The sequence below is a fragment of the Streptomyces olivaceoviridis genome (assembly GCF_014650115.1).
Lineage (GTDB): Bacteria > Actinomycetota > Actinomycetes > Streptomycetales > Streptomycetaceae > Streptomyces > Streptomyces olivaceoviridis.
This window is the reverse complement of the sequence record NZ_BMUI01000008.1, coordinates 228,358-252,223: the sequence shown is the minus strand read 5'-3', so window position 1 is coordinate 252,223 and position 23,866 is coordinate 228,358. Positions and strand designations below refer to the sequence as shown.

The window sequence follows — 23,866 nt, the reverse complement described above, 5'->3', positions numbered from 1 at the left end:
GTCGCCGGGAACCCGGGCAGCGGCACCGCGGCCCGGTCGCTCCGAACGTACCGACTGGTCGGACCGGAGGAAAGACCGGCGCCGCCGGCAGCGGCCCTCAGGCGTACGAGCGCAGCCAGCGCACCTTCTCGGCCTCCTGGAAGGGACCGCCGCCCTCGTGGTCGTTGAAGTCGTACACCTCGATCGCCTTGTCCTCGTGCGCCCAGGCGTTGAACGCCGCGAACACGGTCGACGGCGGGCAGGTCTGGTCCTCCAGGGCCGCCGAGAACAGGGCCGGTGCCCGGCCCCGGGCCGCGAAGTGCACCCCGTCGAAGTAGGACAGCGTACGCAGCACGTCCGCCGAGCGCCCTCGGTGCGTCTTGAGGAACAAACCGATCTCACGGTACGGGTGGCGGTCCGTCAGGGTCGTCCCGCGTGGGAAGTCGCACAGGAACGGCACGTCCGGGGCGACCGCCACCAGATCCGGCACCAGGCCGCCGACGGCCAGGGCGATCCCGCCGCCCTGACTCGCGCCGGTCACCGCCGTCCGTGCCGGGTCGGCCAGCGGATGGGAACGGGCGGCCTCGACCGCGCGCACGGCATCCGTGAACACCCGGCGGTAGTAGTAGTTCTCCGGCGCGTCGATGCCCCGCGTCATGAACCCGGGGTACGCGGGCGCCGCGCCCACCGGGTCCGGCGTGCCGCCCCCGCCACCCCAGGCGCTGCCCTGCCCCCGGGTGTCCATCGCGAAGTGGGCCCGGCCCGTCGACGCCCACAGCAGGCTCTCGTGCGGCAGGCCGCGCCCGCCGCCGTAGCCGATGAACTCCACGACCAGCGGCAGCGGTTCCGTGGCCCCGGCCGGCAGTCGCAGCCAGCCCTTCACCGGGTGGCCGCCGAACCCCGCGAACGTCACGTCGTACACCTCGACCGTGGACAGTCCGGTCTCCACCGGCTCGAAGCGCGCGTCCAGCTCGTGCTCGCGAGCCTGCTGGAGCGTCTTGTCCCAGAAGGCGTCGAAGTCGTCCGGCTCGGGGGACTCGCTGCGGTAGGCGCGGAGTTCGTCGAGGGGCAGATCGAACAGGGCCATCAACAACCGCCTTCGTGAAGGGAGACTGCGTCGCCTCACCGTACGTGGGTGATCGGATGACTCGCCAGGGTCGGGTGGGGGCGTGGACCGGGTTCGGCCGTTCCCTGGTGCGTGGCATCGTGGCTGACCCGGAGGTGAGTAAGCGCTTGCTCGCGGGTGGTCCGAGGGGTGGGCTGGTACGAGAGCTGGTGCGAGGGGGCGCTCCCAGTGGTCGGGTCACCTGGTAGCCACGCCCGGAGGCCGGGTGTCATGCGCGCGGCTGGGTCCACCGGGGGCCCGTCCGGGCCCACTCCCGCTCCCACTCGGCCAGCCGGTGGCGCAGGGCGATCCGGCGCTCGATCGCGTGCCCGAGGAAGACGACGAACGCCGTACCGCCCGCCGCGCACAGCCCCACGGTGACGGTGTGCTGCCACACGGCCACGTCGTCCGCGGGCGGCGCGACACCGCGGCCCCGGGAGTCGAACCACACCGACACCGGCTCCCCGGGCCGGGTCCCCGCCGGCACCTGGGCCCACGCCGTCCGGACCCCCTTGCCCGGCTCGGTCCAGCGGACCTGGGCGCGGTAGGGCTGCCGGTGGTCGCTCTGCGACGCGGTCAGCCGCCGGGGCGTGTCGCCGACCACCACGGCACGTACCTGATGGCGTTCGGCCCGCTGGGCCGCGGCGAGCGCCCGGGCCTGGTCGTGGGCGTGCAGGCCCGCGGCCACCCCGGCCAGGGGCGCGACCACGAACATCAGGACGGCGACCACCAGCACCGTCCACGCCTCCACGACGTCCGACCGGCGCCGCAGCGGATTGCGCCGCCAGCGCCAGCCACGCACCCGGGTACGCATGTCCACCTCCTCGCCACCGCCGGAGCCGGAGAGCGGGAGGAGCCGGTCGCCGGTCCACCGCCCCCGCCGCTCACGGACACGAGCGTCCACAGTGGTCTCGTACCCCGTTCGGCGCACCTCGCGCATGCCGTGAACCGCGAGTTCCGGCCCATATGGCGCACTGCATGGCGCACTGCACGCAGCACGCGCCCCACGATCACGCGCGGTGCCACCGGCGCAACCGGGCGCTGCCCCGCCGGGTCCCGGCCGAACCGCTTGCCCTGGGCCGACGGGCTGGATCCCGGCCGAGGCGCTCGGGGTCGGCGCCCGTGATCGGTACGGGACGGCGGGCTGGGGGTCAGTCCTTCCGCCGGATCTCGGCCGGTGGGTTGGGGCCAGTCCCCTCCGCCGGGTCTCCCGGCGTGCTAGGGGGCGATCCCTCCGCCCGGTCTCCCGGCGCGCTAGAGGGCAACCCCTACGCCCGGTCTCAACCGACCCGCTCGGTGGCCTGGGACCCGGTCGTTCTCCACCGACCCGCTCGACAGCCGCCGACCCGGCCGGTCAGGGGCGACCGACTCCATGTCAGCAGAGCCGATCGTTCCCGGCCGAAGCGCCCGGAGCCACCGCGCCTCGGCCGGCCCCGACGGGTCAGCCGAAGCGTTCGATGCGGATGTGGTCCACCGGTTGGCCGGCCGCCACCAGCAGTCGGGAAGCGTGTTCGGCGAAACCGTTGGACCCGCACACATAGGCTTCCCACCCACCCACGGGCGGTTCGGCCAGGAGCGGCGCCATATGTGCGGTCGTCATACGTCCCACCGGAACCCCGGGCGGAGCGCTGCGCGTGAACACCGGTGTCGTCTCCGCGCCCAGCTCGGACGCGTAGATCAGCTCCGCGGGACTGCGCGCCGACACCAGCATCCGCAGCGGGACGGCGAGGCCGCGCGCCCGGTGGTGCCGGATCATCGACATCAGCGGTACGACCCCGGAACCGGCCCCGATCAGCAGCGCGGGCCGGTCGCCCGGCCAGGCGAAGAAGCCGCTGAGCGGGCCCCGGACCTCGACCGTGTCACCGGGCCGGGCCACGGTGTGGAACCAGCCGGACACCTCGCCGTCCGGCACCCGGTCGAGGGTCAGCTCGATGTGCCCGGAGCCGTCCGGCGCCGACGCGATCGAATAGTGGCGCTGCGCCACATAGCCGTCGGCGGCGGTCAGCCGCAGCAGCAGGTGCTGGCCCGGCAGGTGCCCCGCCCACTCCGGCACCGCCAGCCGGAACGTGGCCACCCGCGGTGTCTCGCGCCGGATCTCCGTCAGGGTGGCCGTCTGCCACACGGAGGCCGCCTGCTCGCTCACGGCGATCCGCCCGGGCACCGCGAACCGCGTCACGGACGTCGTCGTCTCAGTCACCGGAGTACCGCTGTTCCTCCCACGGGTTGCCGCGCGCGTGGTAGCCGTTGCGCTCCCAGAAGCCCGGCTCGTCGTGGTCGAGGAGCGTGATGCCCGCGATCCACTTGGCGCTCTTCCAGAAGTAGAGGTGGGGCACCAGCAGCCGCGCGGGGCCACCGTGCTCCGGCGGCAGCGGTGCTCCGTCGTACTCCCAGACGATCCAGGCCCGCCCGCCGGTGAGGTCGGCGAGCGGCAGGTTGGTGGTGTAGCCCGTGTGGGAGCGGGCGACGGCATGTGTGGCGGACCCATGGGGGCGCACCATATGGAAGAACGCGTCCAGCGAGACACCGCCGAACCGCACGCCGAACTTCGACCAGCCGGTCACACAGTGGATGTCACCGTCGTAGGCCGACGCCGGCAGCGCGTGTGCCGCGTCCCAGTCCCAGGTGTGCGGGCGCTCGACCAGGCCGTCGATGCGGAAGGACCAGTCGGCGGGGGCGAGGTCGGGGGTGACCTCGGCGGACAGGACGGGCCAGTCGTCGCGCGTGTCGTACTGCCCGGGCGGCAGCCCCGGGTTGTGGACGCGCGGGCGCCCCGTGAAGCCTCGCGTGACGTTCATGGTTCAACCGTACGTGGTCGGCCGGGATGCTCTGGTCCCGGCCGGCGGTCACGGCGGTGGCCCCGCCGCGCGCTGCTCACGGCCCCGCCGCGTGTTGCTCATGGCGCCTTCCCGCGGGGCTCACCGCGCCGCCCCGCGCCGTGGTACGGCTGGCTCATCGCGCGGCATTGCAGCCGTGTGAACACTGCTTCGGGCCGGGAATACCGGCCCGAAGCCGCTCCTTGCCGATCAGTGCCGGCTCCGGTGCGCCGGTGACAGCACGAGAGAAGTGAGGAAACGAGGATGCTCCAGGCCCATGTCTCCAGGACCGTGACCGAGGTGGCCGGATGAGTGCTATGAGCAGCCCGGGCGTCCCCGGTCCGGCCGCCGCCGGTGTCCCGCACGTCCTCGACAACCCGGCGCTCGCCTCCCTGACCGGCCCGCACGCCCACTTCGCCGAGCGGCGCGGCCGGGTGCTGCGCTATCCGGTCGACGTCTCCCCGTGGCTGGCCCTGCCCGACGAGCCGGACGCGCGGGACTGGGCGGACCTCGCCGCGCTGGCCGGTCCCGGCGCCGAGGTCCCGCTGCCCGGCTTCCGCGGGGAGGTGCCGGACGGCTGGGAGATCACCTCCAGGATCGAGGGCGTCCAGTTCGTGGACGACGGCCTCGCCGCGGCGCCGGAACCGGAGGCGGTCCGCCTCGGCCCGGCGGACGTGCCCGAGATGCTCGACCTGGTGGCGCGGACCCAGCCGGGACCGTTCCTGCCCCGCACCGTGGAACTCGGCACCTACCTGGGCATCCGTCGCGACGGCGCGCTGATCGCCATGGCGGGGGAGCGGCTGCATCCGCCGGGCTGGACCGAGATCAGCGCGGTCTGCACCGACCCCGCGTTCCGTGGCGAGGGCCTGGCGACCCGTCTGATCCTCGCGGTCGCGCACGGCATCCGGGAGCGCGGGGAGACGCCGTTCCTGCACACGAGTGCCGAGAACACGAACGCCATCCGGCTGTACGAGTCCCTCGGCTTCCGGCTGCGCCGCCGTACGGCGTTCCTCGCGGCGAGGGCGCCGCAGCGGCCGGCTCAGGACCGAGCGGCGGTACCGGTGCCGTAACCCGGCGCCGCTCCCCGCGGCCCGGCCACCGCCTCAGTCCGAGTCCGCGCCGGCCGGGCCCGCGTTGTACCGCTCCAGGTAGGCGGCGAAGCGCACCAGGTCCTCCTCCGGCCAGTCCGCGAGCCGTTCCCGGAACGCGGCCCGGCGGCTGCGGGTGACCTGGGCCAGGATCTCCTGGCCGACGTCCGTCAGGTGCAGCACCTGGACCCGGTGGTCCTCCGGGTCCAGCCGGCGCTCGATCAGCCCGGCCCGCTCCAGGGCCGCGACCTGGCGGCTGACCGTGGACTTGTCCAGGGCGTAGTGGGCCGCCAGGTCCGTGGCCCGGCAACCGCCGCGCTCCTCCAGGTGGCCGAGCAGGGTGTACGACACCAGGGACAGCTCGGGGTGCATGCGGCCCGCCGAGGCACGGGCCCGGCGGGCGAAGATGGTCATCTCGCGCTGGATCGTCTCGACGGCCGACTCCGCTGCGCTCACGGGAATTACCTCCTCCGACGTTCTAGTTGTATAGTACAACTTGAAATCGGAGTTGTATAAGCCAACCTTTGGAGGGTCGCGCGCGATGAGGTCACCGGCACTGCGCCATGTGCTCACGCACCTGATCACCCCGCTGCTGATGTGCCTAGGCATGGGGCTCGCGTACATGGGGGCGTTCGTCACCCCCGAGCCGAACCACCTGCCGGTCGCCGTCGTCGGCACCGCCCCGAAGGCGAAGGTCTTCGCGCAGACCGTCAAGGACGCCGCGGGGGACAAGCTCGACGTCCGCACGGTCGCCACCCGGGCCGACGCGGTACACCTGCTCAAGTCCCGCGATGTGACCGGCGCCTATGTGCCGAGCGCCAAGGCGCCCGAGCTGCTGGTGGCGACCGCCGCGTCCGACATGGGGGCCACGGCCGTGGAGAAGGTCTTCACGCCGGTCGCCGCCGAGCAGGGCGTCCCGCTGAAGGTCACCGACGTGGCCGCCCCGGTCGCCGACGACCCCACCGGCCAGGGCCTGTTCTTCCTGCTGGTCGCGGTCAGCATCGGCTCGTACGCCTCGGTCGCCGCGCTCGGCGCCGCGGGTGCCGCCCTCGCGATGCGGGTCCGGGCCCTGCTCGCGCTCGGCGTCGCCGCCGTGGTCGGCGGCATCGGCGCGCTGCTCGCCGGGCCGGTGTTCCACCTCGCCCACCACGACCTCGCGGGGGTCTGGGGCATGGCCTCGCTGTACTCGGCGGGCATCCTCCTCATCGGCGTGGGTCTGCACACGTTCCTCAAGCGGTGGACCACGCTCACCATGATGGTGCTGTTCGTGATGCTGAACTTCACCAGCTCCGGCGGTCTGTTCCGGCCCGAACTCCAGAACGGCTTCTTCGGCACCCTGCACGCCTTCTGGAACGGCGCCGGCTTCGTCGAGGGCGCCCGCAGCCTGCTCTACTTCGGCGACGACGGCCTCGCCCGCACCGTGTGGACCCTGGTGGCCTGGCTGCTCGCCGGTGTCCTGGTGACCGCGGTGGCGGCCCGGTACGAGCGCACCCGCGCCGCCCGCCAGGAAGCCACCGCATCCGAGGCCGACACCGCGTCAGCCGTGTCCGAGCCCGAGCGGAGGGCCCGGCGGGCCGCCGAGGAGGAGGCCGCGCAGGAGGCCGAGGAAGAGGCCGAGGAGACGGTCGGTGTCTGAACCCGGCGTCCCCGAGGGCCCGTCGGGGGCCGTGGGGTAGGGTGGCCGTCCGGCCGCGGACGCCTGTCCGAGGCTTCGATGACGAGGAGGTGAGACCCATTACCGCTGTGTCGGCTGGGGTGCTCTCTCCTCGTGACGGCGCGGTACACCGGCACCGGTGACCGCGGGAGCGCCCTGAAGGCTTCGCGCTCCCGAAAGGCTCTCGGCTTCCATGCCCCTTCCCGTTCCGTTCTCCCCGTCCGCCGTCGTCTCCGCGTTGCGCGCCGCGGGGTGCGTCTTCGCCGAGGACGAGGCCGAGTTGATCCTCGCCACCGCCCGCACCCCCGAGGAGACGGCCGGCATGGTGGACCGGCGCGCCGTCGGGCTGCCGCTCGAACAGGTCCTCGGCTGGGCCGAGTTCCACGGGCTGCGCGTCACCCTGGAACCAGGGGTGTTCGTCCCCCGCCGCCGTACCGAGTTCCTGGTCGACCAGGCGCTGGCCGCCGCGCCCGACGCGACCGTCGTCGTGGACCTGTGCTGTGGTTCCGGCGCGCTCGGCGCGGCCCTGGCCGCCGCCCTGGACGGGGCGGAGGTGCACGCCGCCGACATCGATCCGGCCGCCGTGCGCTGTGCCCACCGCAATCTCGCCGCGTTCGGCGGCCGGGCGCACCAGGGCGACCTGTACGACGCCCTGCCCGCCGGCCTGCGCGGCCGGGTCGGTGTCCTGACCGCCAACGTGCCCTACGTCCCCACCGCCGAGGTGGCCCTGCTGCCGGCGGAGGCCCGCGAGCACGAGCCGTTGGCCGCGCTGGACGGCGGAGCCGACGGGCTCGACGTGCTGCGCCGGGTGGCCGCCGGGGCACCCGGGTGGCTCGCCCCCGGCGGCTGCCTGCTGACCGTGATCGGCGTACGGCCCCGGGCCTGAGGGTGATGCCGGTCCGCCACGGGCCGCCGGTACCCCGAACCGCCGTCAGCCGCTCGACCGCCCGAGGCCGCAGGAGTCCTACGGCAACTCCTGGGCCCGGGCGATGAGCAGGGCCACGTCGTCGTGGTTGTCCGGGTGGTGGAGCGTGCGCAGCAGGAGGTCGCAGGCATCCTCCAGCGGGCGGGCCGGGTCGTCGAGCAGGGACAGCAGGGAGGCCAGCCGCTCGTCCAGCGAGTGCCGGCGGGTCTCCACCAGTCCGTCGGTGTAGAAGACCAGTTCGTCGCCGGGTTCGAAGTCGACCGTGACGGTGGAGAAGGCGACCCCGCCCACTCCCAGCGGCACACCGGTGGGCAGGTCGAGCAGTTCCGCCGGGTGGCCGGGCCGTACCCGGGCCGGCGGCAGATGGCCTGCGTTGGCGATCCGGCACTGCCGCAGATGCGGGTCGTGGACGGCGTACACACAGGTCGCGATCGAGTGGTCCAGGGCCGAGGTCGTCTTGTCCAGGTGCTCCAGCAGCCGGGCCGGGTCGAGATCGAGGGCGGCCAGGGTGGTCGTCGCGGTGCGCAGCCGGCCCATCGTGGCGGCGGCGCCGATGCCGCTGCCCATCACATCACCGACGACGAGCGCGGTCTTGCCCCCCTCCAGCGGGATCACGTCGAACCAGTCCCCGCCGACCTCGCTGGTGGCGCCCGCCGGCTGATACCGGGAGGCCACCTCCAGGCCGGTGGTGACCGGCGGATGGCTGGGCAGCAGGCTGCGCTGGAGGGTCAGCGCGGTGTTGCGGGCGTTCTGGTACCAGCGCGCGTTGTCGATCTGCACGGCCGCGCGGGCGGCCAGCTCGCGCGCCAGCAGGACGTCGTCCTCGTCGAAGGGCGCCGGATTGCGGGTGCGTTTGAGGTCGAGCGCGCCCAGCACCTCACCGCGCGCGATCAGCGGCACGGCGAGATACGAGTGCAGGCCCGCCCGGCCGAGCAGCAGGGCCGCCTCGGAGGAGCGGGCGATGCGCGGCAGGTCCTCGTCCTTCACCTGCGGCACCAGGACCGCCTCGCCGGTGCGCACGCATTCGGTGACCAGGCGATCGGGCGCGTACCGGGCGATCCCGCCGGGCGGGTCGGCGGCCAGCACCGCCTCCGAGCCCTGCGCGGGACGGACCGCGAGGGCCCGGATCACCGCTGCCTCCGAGGGGCCCAGGGTGCTGCGCCGGCCCTCGACCACCGCCTCCAGCAGATCCACGGCCGCCACGTCCGCCAGTTCCGGCACGGCGACCTCGGCCAGCTCGCAGGCGGTGCGCTCCAGTTCCAGCGTCGTACCGATCCGGGCGGAGGCGTCCGCGATGACCGCGAGCCGGCGCCGCGCGGCCTCCCGCTCGACGGAGGCCCGGTGCTGCTCGGTGATGTCGGTCATCGAGACCGCCACCCCGAGCACGTTGCCCATGACGTCCTCCAGCCGGTACAGCGAGTGCGACCAGGTGTGGTCCGCGTCCGGGTCGGCGGGTGTGCGGCCGACGAGCGTGGTGTCGATCATCGGCACGCCCGTCTCCAGCACCTGTCGGGCCGCGGCCTCCAGGGCTTCGATGTCCAGCATCGGCAGCACCTCGCGCAGCGTCCGGCCCACGTGACCGGCGGCCGGCACCCCGTTCATCTTCTCCAGGGCCGGGTTGACCGAGGCGAACCGCAGGTCGGTGTCGAGGACCGCGTAGCCGATCGGTGACTGCATCACCATCCGCTCGGACAGCGCCACGTCCTGCTCCAGCCGCCGTACGGTCGACTGGTCGGCGGCGAGCCCGAGCGCGTACACGTCCCCCTGGTCGTCCAGCAGCCGCATGTTGCGGAACTCCACCAGACGGGTGCTGCCGTCCTTGTGCCGGACCGGGAAGCCGCCGGCCCAGCTCTGCCCGGTGCGCATCACGTCGGCGAAGAGCTTGCCGACGAGCTGGATGTGCCGTTCGTGCACCATCAGCCGGGCGGCGTACTGGCCGAGGGCCTCCCGCGCGGTGTAGCCGAACAGTTCCTCCGCCTGCGGGCTCCACAGGACGATCCGCCCGTCGGTGTCCAGCACCACCGACGCCACGCCGAGGACGTCGAGCAGACCGCCCGGAGGCACCGGCCCACGCGCCGGCTCGCCGCTCTCCGTCACCGGAGCCCCGGGTGCACTCATGCCACGCACCGCCTTCGCCCGTCCGCACGGCACGCCGTCCCCCGTGCCGACTCCCCTTGTTCTACCGCGCTCACACCCGACTCTCCGACGCCTTCGCCGTCTACCTCCACCATCTCTCAACACGGCGCGGCCGTCCGCCGAAGCCGTCGCGCCGGCGGGGCCCACGATGCCGGACCCCCTGCCGGGACCGTACAGCGCGGTCCCGCGGGCCGTGAGAGTTCACGCCCATGTTGCTCTGTTGGTCTGTACATGACTACGACGCCACGCCAGACTGTCCGCCGACCGAGTGTCCCCGTGCGCTCACCCCGGGTCCCCAACCCCGTCAGAGGAGTCGGCCATGCCCGCGTCCGCCCGGCAACGTTGTCACGCAGTTCTCGCCGGACTCGTCACCCTCGCCACCGCCGCCGTCGTGTCGCTCGCCGCGCCCACGCCCGCCCGCGCGGCCGACACCTGGACCGAAACCGGTTCCGACCGCGCCGACCCGCTGACCGAGAGCCAGGGCCTGACCTCGGTGGAGGTCCCGGCGAACAGCCCCAACCGCTACACCGGCATCGGCACCATCCCCCTCGGCGTCTCCAGCCGCGGCTGGAACCACGTCGGCGACCCCGACGCCTCGTACGACGGCTACTACATCGAGCCCTACCAGCGGGACTCCGGCGACTCCAAGATGTTCCGGGTGCAGGCGCCCGGCGGCGCCTGGTCGGAGTACGTGCACACGCTGAGCGCGGGCGAGGCGCTGAACAACTCCTGGGCCGCGATCTCGCCCGACGGCCAGTGGATGCTGTCCGGTGAGTGGGGCACGATGACCCGGCTGCTGGTCTTCCCGACCCCGGGCGTCAACCCGGCCACCTCCCCCTCGGCGAACCTCCCGCAGGTCTCCACCGTCCGCCTGGACCACGCCGTCCGCGACGTCCAGGGCTGCGACTTCTCCGGTCCGACCACCCTGCTGTGCTCCTCCGACGACCCGGAGGGCAGCCTGTTCGGCCTCACCAAGCCGCTGCTCCGGATCGACCTGTCGGCCGCGCCGAACGGCACGGCGGACGTCTCGGGCCATGTCACGGCGCTGCGCCAGTTGCCGCTGCGCAGCTCCTGCTCGGGCACCTTCGAGGCGGAGGGCATCGACTACGACCGCCGCAGCGGCACCCTGCGCGTGATCGTGGTCTCGCCCGGCTTCTGCGTGCTGACGGACAGCAAGACGTACAAGTTCTCCCGCGGCTGAGGTGTGCCCGGCGGCCGGTGGTGCTTTGCTGAGGATGGATGCGGTTCGGCGGGGTACCCCCTTCCACCGCAGCACGGCCACGAAAGGAGCGATCATGGCAGACACGGAGCGGTCGCATCCGGAAACCGTCTCGGTGGAGATCAGCGGCTATTCCAAGGACGACGCCCGGCTCGTCTTCGAAGCGCTCAGCGCCTGCTTCGCCTCCGACCGGGCTCCGGAAGAGGTGCCGCAGCAGCTCCACGAGACCCGTCCGATGGTGTGGCTCGGCACGTACGACGTCGCGGAGGCCCGCGGCGGGGGCTGCCCGCCGGTCCACCTCGACTCGCCCGTCCAGGCGGACGTGCAGGGCGGCTACTGGGCGGTGGAGCGGTTCCGCCACACCCTGGACTCGATGTTCACCGTGCAGGAGACCTGCACGGCCTCCGGCGACCAGGAGCGGGACCTGCACCTGCGCCTGGAGAGCCGCTGAGCACGTCGAGACGCCGGGCAGCGCCCCGGCCGGCTCACCGCCGGCCGGGGCGCCCTGCGTAGGACCGCCCCGGCCCTCGCGCGGCCCGTTGTGCAACTAGTTGCAAAAAGCCTCGGGCTTCCTCTACAACAGGAGGTGACGACACCGCGCACGGAGGGCCCGATGAGCCGTTACCCGCATCTGATGACCCCGCTCGACCTGGGCTTCACCACCCTGCCCAACCGCGTGCTCATGGGCTCCATGCACGTCGGCCTGGAGGAGGCCGAGCGCGGCTTCGAGCGGATGGCGGCGTTCTACGCGGCCCGCGCGCGCGGGGGAGTGGGACTCATCGTCACCGGCGGCATCGCTCCCAACGAGGAGGGACGGCCGTACGAGGGCGGAGCCATGCTCACCACCGAGGCGGAGGCCGAGCGGCACCGGACCGTCACCGAGGCCGTGCACCGCGAGGGTGGCCGGATCGCGATGCAGATCCTGCACTTCGGCCGCTACGCCTACCACCAGGACCTCGTCGCGCCGAGCCCGCTCCAGGCGCCCATCAGCCCCCTCGTGCCCCGTGAGCTGACCGACGCCGACGTCGAGCGCACCATCGAGGACTACGCGCGCGCCGCCCGCCTCGCCCGGCAGGCCGGCTACGACGGTGTCGAGATCATGGGCTCCGAGGGCTACCTGATCAACGAGTTCATCGCGGTGCGGACGAACCGGCGCACGGACCGCTGGGGCGGCTCCTACGAGAACCGGATGCGGTTCCCCGTCGAGATCGTCCGGCGGGTGCGCGAGGCCGTCGGCGAGGACTTCATCGTCATCTATCGGCTGTCCATGCTGGACCTGGTCCCGGGCGGCTCCTCGCTGGACGAGGTGATCGCGCTCGGCAAGGCCGTCGAGTCCGCCGGGGCCACGATCATCAACACCGGCATCGGCTGGCACGAGGCCCGCATCCCCACCATCGCCACCTCCGTGCCGCGCGGCGCCTACACCTGGGTCACCAAGAAGCTCATGGGCGAGGTGTCCGTACCCCTGGTGACCACCAACCGCATCAACACCCCGGAACTCGCCGAGCAACTGCTCGCCGACGGCTGCGCGGACATGGTCTCCATGGCCCGCCCGATGCTCGCCGACGCCGACTTCGTCGCCAAGGCCGCCGCCGGCACCCCGGAAGCCATCAACACCTGCATCGGCTGCAACCAGGCATGCCTCGACCACACCTTCAGCGGGCGGATCACCTCCTGCCTGGTCAACCCGCGCGCCTGCCACGAGACCGAGCTGGTCCTCGCGCCGACCCGGCTGAAGAAGCGCGTCGCCGTCGTCGGCGCCGGCCCGGCCGGCCTCGCCTGCGCGGTCACCGCCGCCGAACGGGGCCACACCGTCACCCTGTTCGACGCGGCGAGCGAGATCGGCGGGCAGCTCAACGTCGCCCGCAAGGTGCCCGGCAAGCAGGAGTTCGACGAGACACTGCGCTACTTCCGCCACCAGCTCGACGCCCACGGCGTGGACGTGCGCCTGGAGACCTGGGTGGAGGCCGGCGACCTGGAGGGCTTCGACGAGGTTGTCGTCGCCACCGGCGTCGCCCCCCGCACCCCGGACATCCCCGGCACCGACCACCCCCGCGTCCTCGGCTACCTCGACGTGCTGCGCGACGGCGCGCCCGTCGGCGACCGCGTCGCCGTCCTCGGGGCCGGCGGCATCGGCTTCGACGTCGCCGAGTTCCTCACCGACGGCGGTGACAAGGCGAGCGAGGACCCCGAGACGTACTTCCGGAACTGGGGCGTCGACACGGCCTACCGGGCGCCGGGCGGGCTCGCCGCCCCCGAGCGGCCCGCGCCGCCCCGCCGGGTCCACCTGCTCCAGCGCAAGACCAGCAAGGTCGGCGCCGGACTCGGCAAGACCACCGGCTGGATCCACCGCACCGAGCTGAAGCACCGGGGCGTGACCATGGTGGCGGGCGTGCGTTACGACCGCATCGACGACGCCGGGCTGCACATCACCGTCGGCGACGAGAGCACGGTCCTGGAGGTCGACACGGTCGTGCTCTGCACCGGCCAGGAACCGCGCCGGGAGCTGTACGAGGAGCTGGTGGCCGCCGGGCGCGGCGCGCACCTGATCGGCGGCGCGGACGTCGCGGCGGAACTGGACGCCAAGCGGGCGATCAAGCAAGGCACGGAGCTGGCGGCGGCGCTGTAGGGGTCCGCGCGCGCCTCCCTAGGATGGGCCCATGTCACTCCCGCACGCGATCCTCACCGCCCTGCTGGAAAAGCCGTCGTCGGGACTGGAGCTGACCCGCCGGTTCGACAAGTCGATCGGCTACTTCTGGTCCGCGACGCACCAGCAGATCTATCGCGAGCTGGGGAAGCTGGAGGCGGAGGGCCTCATCCGCACCCTGCCGGCCGAGCAGCCGGCCCGCGGGCAGAAGAAGAGTTACGAGGTCCTGCCCGCGGGCCGCGCCGAGCTGGCCCGCTGGACCGCCGCCGCGCAGGACCCGAAGACCATGCGGGACCCCCTGCTGCTGCGGCTGCGCGCGGCGGCCGTGGTCGGCACCGCGGGCCTGGAGGACGATCTGCGCCGCCACCTGGAGTCGCACCGGCGGCAGCTGGCCGAGTACCGGGAGATCGAGCGGCGCGACTTCCCGCCGGACCGGGACGCCCCGGAGGACCGGCTGCGTCACCTGGTGCTGCGGGCCGGCATCGACCTGGAGACCTTCTGGACCCAGTGGCTGACCCACGCCCTGGCGGAGTTCGCCGAGCTGCCGGACGCCGACTGAGGGGCGCTCGCTCGCCGGTACGGCGGTGCGGGCCGCTCAGAGCCGGTACGGCTTCGAGCGACGGCGCAGCACCCAGCCCGTGGCGACGACCCCGGCGCCGACCAGGGCCGCGCCGACGCCCAGGGTCAACGGGCCGTAGTCGCGGGCGGCGCCGCCGAGCCCGCCCATCACGCCCCGGGACGGTGCCGGGCCGGACGTCGAGGAGATCGTCGGTCGCGTCGAGGGGACCGCCGGTTTCGCGGACGCGGGCGCGGACGCGGACACGATCACCGACTGGCTGCCCGCCGTGAGGCCGCTGGAGCAGACCACCACCACGGTGTACGTCCCCGGGTTCACCCCCGTCCAGGCGGCGGACTGGCTGACGGACGTGCCGGACAGGGCCATCTGCCGGCCCTGGGCGAAGTTCGCCTGCCGGTTGGTGAGCAGGGCCGCCGTACCCCAGCTGCCGTTGATCAGGGTGCAGGCGCTGGTGACCACGGAGACCGTGGTGCCGGTGGTGCTGACCGAGATGCCCGGGACCGCGGCGGACGGCCCGGCGAGCGCGGCCGGGAGGGCGGCGGCAGCCGCCAGGGTCAGGCCGGAGCGGAGCGGAAGTCGCGAGGTGTGCATGGGCTGGCCTCCGGCGGCACGGTCGGCGGTACGTCCCATGCGCCGCCGGGGGTCGGGAAGCGTCCGTGCCGCCTCAACCGCAGCCAACGCGTCCCCGGACCCACCCGCATGCGGGGCGGATCCGCCCGGGTGACGCGTTCCGCCGTCCGGCGCAGACGGGACACGCCGGCTCGATGCGCCGGTCAGCCGTGTGCGGTCACGCCTTCGGGGCGCGCCGGTCAGCCGCCCGTGGTCACCGTCCGCTCCGCCGACCAGCCGCCCCAGGTGCCGTCCGGCAGTCGAGCCCGCAGCCGCACGCGGTGCTCCTCGCCGGCGTCCGTGCCGACGTAGAAGCTGTGGTGCGCCCGGCCGCGCGGCGGCGTGCCGCCCCAGACGAGCGAGGTGGTCGCGGTGCGGTCCAACTGGATCTGGTACTCGGTGATCACCCCGTCCGCGCGCGGCGGGTCCCAGGCCAGGTCGATGTAGTGGGCCCCGCCGGCGCGGTGGGTGGCGGCGGTGAACCCGGTGGGGGCGGTGTTCCGGCCGTCGTCGGTGCCCGGTGTGGTGAGGCGGACCGGCGCGCCGGCGGGGGAGAGGTTGTCGGCGGCGTCGCGGGCCCGGACCGTGAAGACGTAACGGCTGCCGGGGCGCAGACCGGTGACGACGGTGGCGGTCTGGTTCCCGCCGACGCTGTGGATCTTCACTCCGCCCTGGTAGACGTCGTACGACAGCACGCCCCGGTCGTCCCGCGACGCGCCCCAGGACAGCTGGACCGCGCGGCTGCCCACGGCCCGCCCGGTGGTCGTCGGCGGCCGTGTCGGTGCCGAGTGGTCCGCCGCCGCTGCCGCCGGCGTCCGGGCGCGCACCGCCCCGCTCGGCGGGCCCAGCCTGCCCGCGCTGTCCCGGGCCCGCACGGTGAACGCATACATGGTGGACGGCCTGAGCCTGGTGACGTCCACCATGTGCTGCGAACCCGGTACTTCCGCCACCTTGGTGGGGCCGCGATAGACCTCGTAGATGCGGACCCCGGAGCCGTCCGGTGCCGCGTTCCACATCACATGGACGCTCGTGGCGCTTCCCGCAGCGGCGGTGACCCCGACCGGGGCGCCGGGCACCCGGCCCTCGCCGCCACCGTCGTCGGCCCGGCTCCAGCCGCAGGACGCGACCAGCAGCAGCGAGCCGCAGCCCAGTACGAGCGGAACGGGAACGCGTCGCACGGCTCTGCCTCCCCGGACGGCCTCGGCATCCCTAAAGGTCCGGACCAATATGCCCGGCCCGTACGGTCACAGCAAGGGGGCCGCATTGGTGAGCATCCCCGGACGTTACGTATGCTGAGCGTCCCTACGGCTGAACTACCCAAGAGGGCAGGGAAGTTCATGCCTGTGGCGCGGACACGCTGTCGTCGCCGATCCCGCGCCGGCGCGGGTGGCCGGGGGATCCGGGTCGGTACCCGGTCCGGATCCCCGGCCCCTGTTGTCCCCGCCGGGCCCCGAGGCTCGCCCGGGTGTCCCCTTACGGGGTGTCAGACACGTGCTCCATCCGGCCCCTTCGCGGCGGCTCCCGTGGCCCTGCGCCCGGAGCCGCACCACAGTGTGCTCGATGTCCGCCATGTCCCCGACGAGAGGGTCCCCCATCGTGCGTGTCCCGTCGCTGATCCTGGCCGCGGCCGGCGCCGCCCTGATCGCCCCGGCGGCGCTGCCCGCCCCGGCCACCGCCGTCCCGCCCCGTGAGCGGCCCGCGGCCCGGGGTGGGGGCGGGGTCACCGCCGACGACCGGCCGGCCCGGGGCGAGGGCGGGGTCGCCGCCGACGACCGGTCGGCCCAGGGTGAGGGCGGGGTCACCGCCGACGACCTGCTGGCCCGGACCGGCACCTGCGCCGAGCTCTCCCGGGGCCGGTACCGCACCGACGCCGGCAGCCCCGCGACCGTCCCCGTCTGCGGCACCGACGACGCCGTCTTCTGGAAGGCGGACCTGGACGTCGACTGCGACGGCCGGCCCACCACCCACTGCAACTCCGGCACCGACCCGGTCTTCGCCCCCACCACCGCCTTCCAGCAGTCCGACGGCCTCCACCTGAACGCCGAGACCCTGCCGTACGTCGTGGTCCCCGAGCCGAGCTCGCGCTGGGACTACCGCGCGCACGGCATCCGGGGCGGCTCCGTGGCGGCCGTCGTCCACGGTGACCGGGTGCAGTACGCGGTCGTCGGCGACACCGGTCCGAGCGACCTCATCGGCGAGGCCTCCTACGCCACCGCCCAGGGCCTGGGCATCGACCCCGACCCGCTCACCGGCGGGGCGCCCTCCGACGTGACCTACATCGTCTTCCGGAACTCCCTGATCACCCCCATCGAGGACCACGAGGAGGCGGTGGCGACGGGGGAGCGGCTGGCCAAGCAGTTCCTCGCGAACGACTGACCGCCCGGGTCAGGGAAACGTGGGCCCACTGGCCGACGCGGAGCGGGCACGCCGCGCTTCAAGGGGCCGGACCGTCCGCGTCTTGGCGGTCGCGGGCCGGACTGGTCCGGGGCAACCTGATCCCGCCACTGGGCGGGCGGCGTGGGCCACCTCGTGCCTCAGCGGCCGTCCCGGTGCGGGGGCAAGCTCGGACGGGGTGCCCCGCGCCGCCAGAAACCGGCCCGGTCCGGGACGGCTGGGCCGACCGTCGCCGGTCGGCCCGTTCGGGCCGCCCGGCAGGGGCGCCCGGTTGGGGCGCCCCGTTGGGCGCTGATCAGGCCGGGCCCCCGGTGTCACACCTTGCGGTAGCTGTACGCCTCCGCTGCCGCGGCCTCCACCGCGTCCAGGTCCGCCCCGGCGGCCGAGGTGACCACGGCGGCCACCGCGCCCTCCACGAACGGCGCGTCCACCAGGCGCGTGCCGTCCGGCAGTTCGTCGCCCTCGGCGAGCAGCGCCTTCACCGTGAGCACCGCGCTGCCCAGGTCGGTGAGGACCGCCACCCCGGCCCCCCGGTCCACCGAGGCCGCCGCGGCGGAGATCAGCTCGGCGCTGGTGCCGAGCCCGCCGCCCTCGGTGCCGCCCGCCGGGGCCACCGGTACCGCGGTCGCCCCGCCCGCCAGCCCCTTGGCCAGCTCGGCGACCGAGGCGGCCACCTCCGCGCTGTGCGACACCAGCACGATCCCGACCAGCTTCTCCCCGCTCACCGCTCCGCCTCCGCCGTGTCGGCCAGCGCGGCGATCAGCAGCGCCGACGAGGTCGCCCCCGGATCCTGGTGGCCGATGCTGCGCTCGCCCAGATAGCTCGCCCGCCCCTTGCGCGCCTGCAACGGCGTGGTGGCCAGCGCGCCCTCCTCCGCGGCGGCCCGCGCGGCGCCGAACCCGGTCCCGAGCGCGTCCACGGCCGGCACCAGCGCGTCGATCATGGTCTTGTCGCCCGGTGCCGCCCCGCCGAGCGCCATCACCCCGTCCACGCCCGCGCGCAGCGCCGCGGCCAGCTCCTCCTCGCCGACCTCGGGAGCGTCCCCGAGCGCCTTGCCGGTCCGGCGCAGCAGGGTGCCGTACAGCGGTCCGGACGCACCGCCGACCGTCGAGATCAACTGCCGCCCGGCCAGCGTCAGCACGCCCCCCGGGGTGTCCGGCGCCTCCTTCTCCAGGGCCGCCGCCACGGCCGTGAACCCGCGTTGCAGATTGCTGCCGTGGTCCGCGTCCCCGATGGCCGAGTCGAGGGCGGTGAGCCGTTCCGCCTCGCGGCTGACGGACGCGGCGGCCGTCGTCATCCAACGACGGAAGAATGCGGCGTCGAGCACAGGATCTCCTCGCATGGTAGGGCTGTCGGCCGTTCGGCCGGGATCGGTCGCCGTCTGCTCCGCCGTATCACATTCCCCAGCGCAGCGCCGGGGTCTTCACCGGCGCGTCCCACAGCCGCAGCAACTCCTCGTCGGCCTGGCACAGCGTCACCGAGGCGCCCGCCATGTCCAGCGAGGTCACGTAGTTGCCGACGAGCGTGCGGGCCACGGCGACCCCGCGCTCCCGGAGCACCCGCTGCACCTCCGCGTTGAAGCCGTACAGCTCCAGCAGCGGCGTCGCGCCCATGCCGTTGACCAGTACCAGGACCGGGCTGCGCGGCGGCATGTCCTCCAGGATGGCGTTGACCGCGAAGTCGGCGATCTCCCCGGAGGTCATCATCGGCCGGCGCTCGCGCCCCGGCTCGCCGTGGATGCCGATGCCCAACTCCAGTTCGCCGTCCGGCAGATCGAAGGTCGGGCTGCCCTTCGCCGGGGTCGTACAGGCGCTCAGGGCCACGCCGAAACTGCGGGAGTTCTCGTTGACCCGGCGGGCGATGGCCTCCACGCGCTCCAGCGGCTGCCCCTCGGCCGCGGCGGCGCCCGCGATCTTCTCCACGAAGAGCGTCGCACCGGTGCCGCGCCGGCCGGCCGTGTAGAGGCTGTCGGTGACGGCCACGTCGTCGTCGACGAGCACCTTGGCGACCTGGATGCCCTCGTCCTCGGCCAGCTCGGCCGCCATGTCGAAGTTGAGCACGTCGCCGGTGTAGTTCTTCACCACGAACAGCACGCCCGCGCCGCTGTCCACGGCCGCCGCGGCCCGCGCCATCTGGTCGGGCACCGGCGAGGTGAACACCTCTCCGGGGCAGGCGGCGGACAGCATGCCCGGGCCGACGAACCCGCCGTGCAGCGGCTCGTGCCCCGAGCCGCCACCCGACACCAGCGCGACCTGACCGGCCACGGGGGCGTCCCGGCGGGCGATCACCCGGTGCTCCACATCCACGTTCAGGTCCGGATACGCGGCCGCCAGACCGCGCAGCGCGTCCGCCACGACGGTCTCCGGGACGTTGATCAGCATCTTCATGCGTATCTCCTCGTGAGCTTGGCGGTTGAGCCCAAGACCTGTGTCTTCGCAGGTCACCGGCGCACTGACGACCTCCCGAGGGGGAAGCCGCCCGTCCCGTCTACTGGAAGTATCGACCTTGCGGCGGCGAAGGTCACCTGCGACCACCCCTCTTCACGGTGTGTAGCGGACGGTGGGCCCAGCATGTTCGCGTGCGGTCCGGGCGGTCGGGCGGAACCGGGTCAGGACGGTCATGGTCGGCCGGATGTTGCGCGCCCCCGGCACTCGCCGCAGCACGGGCCAGACCACGCCGAAGTACGCGCCGCGTCCGCGCGGCAGCGGCAGTTCGCGCACCTCGGTGACGGCCGGGTGCGCCGTGCGGATCTTCGGCAGCTCACCGGCGTCGAGCGCCCAGGGCATGGGCGGGGTGACGTAGCCCTGCGCCGTCCTCATCCGACCGCTCAGAGTGCGTTCGCCGAACCACCGCGGCACCGCGTCGAAGACCATCGATCCGCCGGGGAACGCCTCGGCGCAGCCGGCGATCAGCTGCCGCACCTCGGCCGGGCGCAGATACATCAGCAGGCCCTGGGCGGTGACGAGCACGCCGTGCGAGGGGTCCACCTCGTCCCGCCAGGACGGGTCCAGCGCCGACCGCGCCAGCGTCCGGCGGCGTTCCTCGTCCGGCAGCAGCGCCTGGCGCACCTTCGCCGTCTGCGGGAGTTCGACGCAGAGCCAGTGCGCACGGCCGTTGTCGACCCGCCAGAACTGCGTCTCCAGCCCTTCGGCGAGCGTGACGACGGTGCCGCGGGGATGCTCCCGGAGGAAGGCCCTGACGGCGTCGTCGAAGGTGCGCACCCGCAGGGCCTGCCCCTGGGCCAGGAGCGGGGAGGGCGTGCCGAAGGTCTCTTCGAAGGGGTAGTCGATGCGCTCGACGAGCTCGATCGCCTTCGGGTCGTCGAGCACGGGGTGCGGCTGCCGTGCCTCGTAGGCCCGCTGATGGAGATTCCACAACAGTGTCTCGGGGACGCCCTCCAGGTCGATGCGCCGCCGCACGTCGTGGTCCATCGCGCCCCCTCACCGGTCTGGTCCCGCCGTGCTACTCCAGTGTCTCAGCCCGGTCCTCCTCCCCGACGGGCAGGCCCGCCGGACGGCGGCCCGGCGGCTGCTGGGGTTCCGGACGCGTGGGAGCGGGGGGCATCGGGCGGTCGACCGGCCCGTCGGTGGTCAGGGGCGTCAGCTCCCCGTGGTGGAGCACGTCCAGTGGTCCGCCCTCCACCAGCCGGTAGCGCACCCGGGACCGGCCGACGTCCACCTTCAGCCTGCGTCCGCGCACCAGCACGGTGAACGCCACCCTGGACAGCGCTTCCGGCAAGCGCGGTGTGAACGCCAGCATTCCCGGCTTCCCGTCCTCGCCGAGGTACCGGCGCATCCCCCCGAAGCCCGCGACGAGGGCGATCCAGGTTCCGGCCAGGGAGGCGATGTGCAGCCCGTCACGGGTGTTGTGCTCCAGGTCGTCCAGGTCCATCAGCGCGGCCTCGCCGAGGTAGGCGTAGGCCAGGCGCAGATGACCGGTCTCGGCGGCGAGCACCGCCTGGCAGGACGCCGAGAGGGAGGAGTCGCGGACGGTCAGCGCCTCGTAGTAGGCGAAATTGCGCGCCTTCTGCTCCTCGGTGAAGGCGTGCGGGCACTCCATCATGGCCAGCACCAGGTCGGCCTGCTTCACCACCTGCTTGCGGTACAGGTCGAAGTAGGGGTAGTTCAGCAGCAGCGGGTAGTCGTCGGGCGGGGTGGCCTCGAAGTTCCAGCGCTGGAAGCTCGTGAAGCCGGCCGACTGCTCGTGGACACCGAGGGATTCGTTGTACGGCAGCGCCATACGGGCCGCCGCGTCCCGCCACACCGCGGCCTCCTCGTCGTCGACGCCGAGTTCCGCGGCCCGGTGCGGATGACGCACCGCCGCGTCGGCGGCGGCCAGCAGATTCTGCCGGGCCATCAGGTTCGTGTACAGGTTGTCCCGGGCGAAGGCGCTGTACTCGTCCGGACCGGTGACCCCGTCGATGTGGAAGACGCCCTCCGGGTCGTGGTGACCGAGGGAGCGCCACAGCCGGGCGGTGTCCACGAGGAGGTCGAGCCCCTCGGCGCGCTCGAACTCCTCGTCCCCGGTCACCATGACGTACCGCACGACGGCCATGGCGATGTCGGCGTTGACGTGGAAGGCGGCGGTACCGGCGGGCCAGTAGGCGGAGCACTCGGCGCCGTCGATGGTCCGCCAGGGGAACGTCGCTCCGGACAGCCCGAGTTGACGCGCGCGCTCCCGCGCCGCCGGCAGCGTCCGGTGCCGCCAGCGCAGCGCCGACGCGACGGCCTCCGGCGCGGTGAAGGTCAGGACGGGCAGCACATAGGACTCGGTGTCCCAGAAGGAGTGTCCGTCGTACCCGGTTCCGGTCAGGCCCTTCGCGGGGATCGCCCGGTTCTCGCCGCGGGCCGCCGCCTGGAGCACATGGAAGAGAGCGAACCGCACCGCCTGCTGGATCTGCACGTCTCCCTCCACCTCGACGTCCGCGCCGGCCCAGAAGCGGTCCAGGTACGCCCGCTGGGCGGCGACCAGCCCGTCCCAGCCGGTGCTGACGGCTGCCGCCACCGCACCGTCCACCTGGTCGTGCACGGCCGGCAGCGAACGCTCGCCGGACCAGCCGTAGGCCACGAACTTGACCAGCCGCAGCGGCTGACCGGGCACCAGGTCCGCGGTCACCGTCAGCCGGCTGACGTCGGGCTCGCTGTGCGCCGTCCACTTCGTGCTCTCGGGGCCCTCGACGAGGTGGTCGGCCGCCGTACCGACCCGCAGCCTGCTGCTGCCGGTGCAGTGCACGAGCCGTAGCCGGGTGTTCTGCGCGAAGTGCTCCTCGGGCATCAGCGGGGATTCGGTCGCCGCCGCGACGCGCGGGTCGCCGTGGAAGCTGGGCAGTTGTTCGTTGGCGACCAGCTCGGACTGCACGGCGACCGTCGTCGGTCCGTCGACCGGCTCCACCTCGTAGACGATCGCGGCGACCGCGCGCTGGGTGAAGGAGACGAGCCGGCGGGAGGTGATCCGGACGGTACGGCCGCCGGGCGACGTCCACCGCGCGGTCCGGCTGAGCACACCGGAGCGGAAGTCCAGGACCCGCTCGTGCGCCCGCAGCCGGCCGTAGCGCAGATCGCACGGGTGGTCGTCCACGAGCAGGCGGATGACCTTGCCGTCGGTGACGTTGATCATCGTCTCGCCGGACTCGGGATATCCGTAGCCCGCCTCCGCGTACGGCAGCGGGTGCCGCTCGTAGACACCGTTGAGATAGGCGCCGGGCAGTCCGTGCGGCTCTCCCTCGTCGAGGTTGCCGCGCCATCCGACGTGCCCGTTGGACAGCGCGAACACCGATTCGCTCTGGGCGAGCACATCGAGATTGAGCTCGGTCTCGCGCAGGCACCACGGCTCGACCGTGTAGCTGGGATGAGTGATCACCGCGACTCCAGGAGCTCGGCCAGGTCCCGGACCACCACATCGGCCCCGTGCTCGCGCAGTTGCTCCGCCTGGCCCACCCGGTCGACGCCCACGACCACGCCGAACCGTCCCGCCCGGCCCGCCTCGACACCGGCCAGGGCGTCCTCGAACACGGCCGCCTCGTCCGGTGGGAGGCCCAGTCCGCGGGCCGCCTCCAGGAAGGTGTCCGGGGCTGGCTTGCCGCGCAGATGGCGCTCGCGTGCCACCACGCCGTCGATCCGCTCGTCGAACAGGTCCTCGATCCCGGCCGCCACCAGGACGTCCCGGCAGTTCGCGCTGGACGACACCACCGCGCAGCGCAGTCCGGCCTCGCGCACCGCGTGCACGAAACGGACCGAGCCCTCGTAGGGCTCCACGCCGTCCTCGCGGATCCGCCGTAGGACCAGGTTGTTCTTCCGGCTGCCCAGACCGTTCACGGTCTCCGCCTCCGGCGGGTCGTCCGGCGATCCCTCGGGCAGGTGCACCCCGCGCGAGGCGAGGAACGTGCGCACCCCGTCCTCACGGGGCCGCCCGTCCACGTACTCGTCGTAGTCGTCGACCGCGTCGAAGGGGACGAACGCGGTCCCCTCACGGGTCGCGCGCTCGCGGAGGTAGCCGTCGAACATCTCCTTCCAGGCAGCCGCGTGCACTTTCGCGGTCTGGGTGAGCACGCCGTCGAGGTCGAACAGACAGGCACGGACACGAGAAGGAAGCCCCAGCATGCCGCCGAGGCTAGGAGCCCGGGGCGGCCCGCGGCGGCAGGACACCGCGCCCCGGGCCCGGAAGGCACCCACTCGGTGGAGACGGGATGGGCGACGGGGCCGGGCCACCGCGTCGCCGTGG

At 73.5% G+C, this 23,866-nt stretch carries 22 protein-coding genes; 8 read left to right on the top strand and 14 right to left on the bottom strand.

Features of this window, described 5'->3' with window-relative positions; translation table 11 throughout:
- Window positions 1-97: 97 nt before the first annotated feature.
- The 4 genes from IE273_RS18220 to IE273_RS18205 form a co-directional block, all read right to left on the bottom strand.
- The gene (locus IE273_RS18220; protein WP_189816237.1) at window positions 98-1,066 is read right to left on the bottom strand and encodes an acetylxylan esterase; all 969 of its coding nucleotides are present in this window, start codon (window positions 1,064-1,066) and stop codon (window positions 98-100) included.
- 247 nt (window positions 1,067-1,313) lie between these two features.
- Complete coding sequence (locus tag IE273_RS18215; protein ID WP_189816326.1) at window positions 1,314-1,898, bottom strand: Rv1733c family protein; 585 nt, start codon at window positions 1,896-1,898, stop codon at window positions 1,314-1,316.
- A 627-nt stretch (window positions 1,899-2,525) separates the two neighbouring features.
- Complete coding sequence (locus tag IE273_RS18210) at window positions 2,526-3,281, bottom strand: ferredoxin reductase (protein ID WP_189816236.1); 756 nt, start codon at window positions 3,279-3,281, stop codon at window positions 2,526-2,528.
- Window positions 3,274-3,879, bottom strand: coding sequence for a sulfite oxidase-like oxidoreductase (locus IE273_RS18205; protein WP_189816235.1), 606 nt, complete (start codon window positions 3,877-3,879; stop codon window positions 3,274-3,276). The genes IE273_RS18210 and IE273_RS18205 overlap by 8 nt, the downstream gene beginning before the upstream one ends.
- Before the next feature lie 326 nt (window positions 3,880-4,205).
- Between IE273_RS18205 and IE273_RS18200 the strand changes: the two genes are divergently transcribed.
- The gene (locus IE273_RS18200; RefSeq protein ID WP_189816234.1) at window positions 4,206-4,967 is read left to right on the top strand and encodes a GNAT family N-acetyltransferase; all 762 of its coding nucleotides are present in this window, start codon (window positions 4,206-4,208) and stop codon (window positions 4,965-4,967) included.
- Window positions 4,968-5,000: 33 nt separating this feature from the next.
- On the opposite strand, the gene IE273_RS18195 is transcribed toward IE273_RS18200, so the two are convergent.
- Window positions 5,001-5,399 (bottom strand): MarR family winged helix-turn-helix transcriptional regulator, encoded by a 399-nt coding sequence (locus IE273_RS18195; protein ID WP_229887286.1) that lies wholly within the window; start codon window positions 5,397-5,399, stop codon window positions 5,001-5,003.
- Between the two features lie 127 nt (window positions 5,400-5,526).
- On the opposite strand from IE273_RS18195, the gene IE273_RS18190 reads away from it, so the two are divergent.
- Together IE273_RS18190 and IE273_RS18185 are read left to right on the top strand one after the other, a co-directional pair.
- Window positions 5,527-6,621, top strand: a complete 1,095-nt coding sequence (locus IE273_RS18190; RefSeq protein ID WP_189816232.1) for an ABC-2 transporter permease — start codon at window positions 5,527-5,529, stop codon at window positions 6,619-6,621.
- Window positions 6,622-6,832: 211 nt separating this feature from the next.
- Window positions 6,833-7,525, top strand: coding sequence for a putative protein N(5)-glutamine methyltransferase (locus IE273_RS18185; protein WP_229887275.1), 693 nt, complete (start codon window positions 6,833-6,835; stop codon window positions 7,523-7,525).
- A gap of 78 nt (window positions 7,526-7,603) precedes the next feature.
- Here the strand turns inward: IE273_RS18185 and IE273_RS18180 are convergent, their stop codons facing one another.
- Complete coding sequence (locus IE273_RS18180; protein ID WP_189816231.1) at window positions 7,604-9,682, bottom strand: SpoIIE family protein phosphatase; 2,079 nt, start codon at window positions 9,680-9,682, stop codon at window positions 7,604-7,606.
- A 337-nt stretch (window positions 9,683-10,019) separates the two neighbouring features.
- Here IE273_RS18180 and IE273_RS18175 point away from each other — a divergent pair, with 337 nt between their 5' ends.
- The 4 genes from IE273_RS18175 to IE273_RS18160 all read left to right on the top strand — a co-directional run bounded on the left by IE273_RS18175 (window position 10,020) and on the right by IE273_RS18160 (window position 14,125).
- The gene (locus tag IE273_RS18175) at window positions 10,020-10,901 is read left to right on the top strand and encodes a hypothetical protein (RefSeq protein ID WP_189816230.1); all 882 of its coding nucleotides are present in this window, start codon (window positions 10,020-10,022) and stop codon (window positions 10,899-10,901) included.
- 94 nt (window positions 10,902-10,995) lie between these two features.
- Window positions 10,996-11,370 carry a hypothetical protein gene (locus tag IE273_RS18170; RefSeq protein ID WP_189816229.1) on the top strand — a complete coding sequence of 125 codons (375 nt, stop codon included), beginning with the start codon at window positions 10,996-10,998 and terminating at the stop codon, window positions 11,368-11,370.
- A gap of 162 nt (window positions 11,371-11,532) precedes the next feature.
- Window positions 11,533-13,548, top strand: a complete 2,016-nt coding sequence (locus tag IE273_RS18165; RefSeq protein WP_189816228.1) for an NADPH-dependent 2,4-dienoyl-CoA reductase — start codon at window positions 11,533-11,535, stop codon at window positions 13,546-13,548.
- Window positions 13,549-13,579: 31 nt separating this feature from the next.
- Window positions 13,580-14,125 carry a PadR family transcriptional regulator gene (locus tag IE273_RS18160; RefSeq protein ID WP_189816227.1) on the top strand — a complete coding sequence of 182 codons (546 nt, stop codon included), beginning with the start codon at window positions 13,580-13,582 and terminating at the stop codon, window positions 14,123-14,125.
- Window positions 14,126-14,161: 36 nt separating this feature from the next.
- On the opposite strand, the gene IE273_RS18155 is transcribed toward IE273_RS18160, so the two are convergent.
- Both IE273_RS18155 and IE273_RS18150 read right to left on the bottom strand, forming a co-directional pair.
- The gene (locus tag IE273_RS18155) at window positions 14,162-14,734 is read right to left on the bottom strand and encodes a hypothetical protein (protein WP_189816226.1); all 573 of its coding nucleotides are present in this window, start codon (window positions 14,732-14,734) and stop codon (window positions 14,162-14,164) included.
- A gap of 218 nt (window positions 14,735-14,952) precedes the next feature.
- On the bottom strand, window positions 14,953-15,930 hold the full coding sequence (locus tag IE273_RS18150) for a fibronectin type III domain-containing protein (RefSeq protein WP_189816225.1): 978 nt from the start codon (window positions 15,928-15,930) through the stop codon (window positions 14,953-14,955).
- A gap of 418 nt (window positions 15,931-16,348) precedes the next feature.
- Here IE273_RS18150 and IE273_RS18145 point away from each other — a divergent pair, with 418 nt between their 5' ends.
- Window positions 16,349-17,128: a glycoside hydrolase family 75 protein gene (locus tag IE273_RS18145; RefSeq protein ID WP_268257508.1), complete on the top strand. Its 780-nt coding sequence runs from the start codon at window positions 16,349-16,351 to the stop codon at window positions 17,126-17,128.
- A gap of 332 nt (window positions 17,129-17,460) precedes the next feature.
- Here IE273_RS18145 and IE273_RS18140 read toward each other — a convergent pair whose 3' ends face one another.
- The 6 genes from IE273_RS18140 to IE273_RS18115 form a co-directional block, all read right to left on the bottom strand.
- Window positions 17,461-17,871, bottom strand: a complete 411-nt coding sequence (locus tag IE273_RS18140; RefSeq protein ID WP_103816057.1) for a PTS-dependent dihydroxyacetone kinase phosphotransferase subunit DhaM — start codon at window positions 17,869-17,871, stop codon at window positions 17,461-17,463.
- The gene (dhaL, locus tag IE273_RS18135; protein ID WP_189816224.1) at window positions 17,868-18,473 is read right to left on the bottom strand and encodes a dihydroxyacetone kinase subunit DhaL; all 606 of its coding nucleotides are present in this window, start codon (window positions 18,471-18,473) and stop codon (window positions 17,868-17,870) included. Before dhaL ends, IE273_RS18140 begins: the two co-directional genes overlap by 4 nt.
- Before the next feature lie 67 nt (window positions 18,474-18,540).
- Window positions 18,541-19,533: a dihydroxyacetone kinase subunit DhaK gene (gene dhaK, locus IE273_RS18130; RefSeq protein ID WP_189816223.1), complete on the bottom strand. Its 993-nt coding sequence runs from the start codon at window positions 19,531-19,533 to the stop codon at window positions 18,541-18,543.
- A 153-nt stretch (window positions 19,534-19,686) separates the two neighbouring features.
- Window positions 19,687-20,577 carry a class I SAM-dependent methyltransferase gene (locus tag IE273_RS18125; protein ID WP_189816222.1) on the bottom strand — a complete coding sequence of 297 codons (891 nt, stop codon included), beginning with the start codon at window positions 20,575-20,577 and terminating at the stop codon, window positions 19,687-19,689.
- A gap of 31 nt (window positions 20,578-20,608) precedes the next feature.
- Complete coding sequence (locus tag IE273_RS18120) at window positions 20,609-23,005, bottom strand: glycoside hydrolase family 65 protein (protein WP_189816221.1); 2,397 nt, start codon at window positions 23,003-23,005, stop codon at window positions 20,609-20,611.
- Window positions 23,002-23,745, bottom strand: a complete 744-nt coding sequence (locus tag IE273_RS18115) for a beta-phosphoglucomutase family hydrolase (RefSeq protein ID WP_189816220.1) — start codon at window positions 23,743-23,745, stop codon at window positions 23,002-23,004. The genes IE273_RS18120 and IE273_RS18115 overlap by 4 nt, the downstream gene beginning before the upstream one ends.
- Window positions 23,746-23,866 lie beyond the last annotated feature (121 nt).

Coding starts and splice junctions, on each gene's coding strand:
- IE273_RS18180 (WP_189816231.1), bottom strand. CDS start 9,682: ATGAGTGCACCCGGGGCTCCGGTGACGGAGAGCGGCGAGCCGGCGCGT.
- dhaK (WP_189816223.1), bottom strand. CDS start 19,533: ATGAAGATGCTGATCAACGTCCCGGAGACCGTCGTGGCGGACGCGCTG.
- IE273_RS18185 (WP_229887275.1), top strand. CDS start 6,833: ATGCCCCTTCCCGTTCCGTTCTCCCCGTCCGCCGTCGTCTCCGCGTTG.
- IE273_RS18215 (WP_189816326.1), bottom strand. CDS start 1,898: ATGCGTACCCGGGTGCGTGGCTGGCGCTGGCGGCGCAATCCGCTGCGG.
- IE273_RS18190 (WP_189816232.1), top strand. CDS start 5,527: ATGAGGTCACCGGCACTGCGCCATGTGCTCACGCACCTGATCACCCCG.
- IE273_RS18155 (WP_189816226.1), bottom strand. CDS start 14,734: ATGCACACCTCGCGACTTCCGCTCCGCTCCGGCCTGACCCTGGCGGCT.
- IE273_RS18175 (WP_189816230.1), top strand. CDS start 10,020: ATGCCCGCGTCCGCCCGGCAACGTTGTCACGCAGTTCTCGCCGGACTC.
- IE273_RS18200 (WP_189816234.1), top strand. CDS start 4,206: ATGAGTGCTATGAGCAGCCCGGGCGTCCCCGGTCCGGCCGCCGCCGGT.
- IE273_RS18220 (WP_189816237.1), bottom strand. CDS start 1,066: ATGGCCCTGTTCGATCTGCCCCTCGACGAACTCCGCGCCTACCGCAGC.
- IE273_RS18170 (WP_189816229.1), top strand. CDS start 10,996: ATGGCAGACACGGAGCGGTCGCATCCGGAAACCGTCTCGGTGGAGATC.
- IE273_RS18205 (WP_189816235.1), bottom strand. CDS start 3,879: ATGAACGTCACGCGAGGCTTCACGGGGCGCCCGCGCGTCCACAACCCG.
- IE273_RS18125 (WP_189816222.1), bottom strand. CDS start 20,577: ATGGACCACGACGTGCGGCGGCGCATCGACCTGGAGGGCGTCCCCGAG.
- IE273_RS18195 (WP_229887286.1), bottom strand. CDS start 5,399: ATGACCATCTTCGCCCGCCGGGCCCGTGCCTCGGCGGGCCGCATGCAC.
- IE273_RS18160 (WP_189816227.1), top strand. CDS start 13,580: ATGTCACTCCCGCACGCGATCCTCACCGCCCTGCTGGAAAAGCCGTCG.
- IE273_RS18165 (WP_189816228.1), top strand. CDS start 11,533: ATGAGCCGTTACCCGCATCTGATGACCCCGCTCGACCTGGGCTTCACC.
- IE273_RS18115 (WP_189816220.1), bottom strand. CDS start 23,745: ATGCTGGGGCTTCCTTCTCGTGTCCGTGCCTGTCTGTTCGACCTCGAC.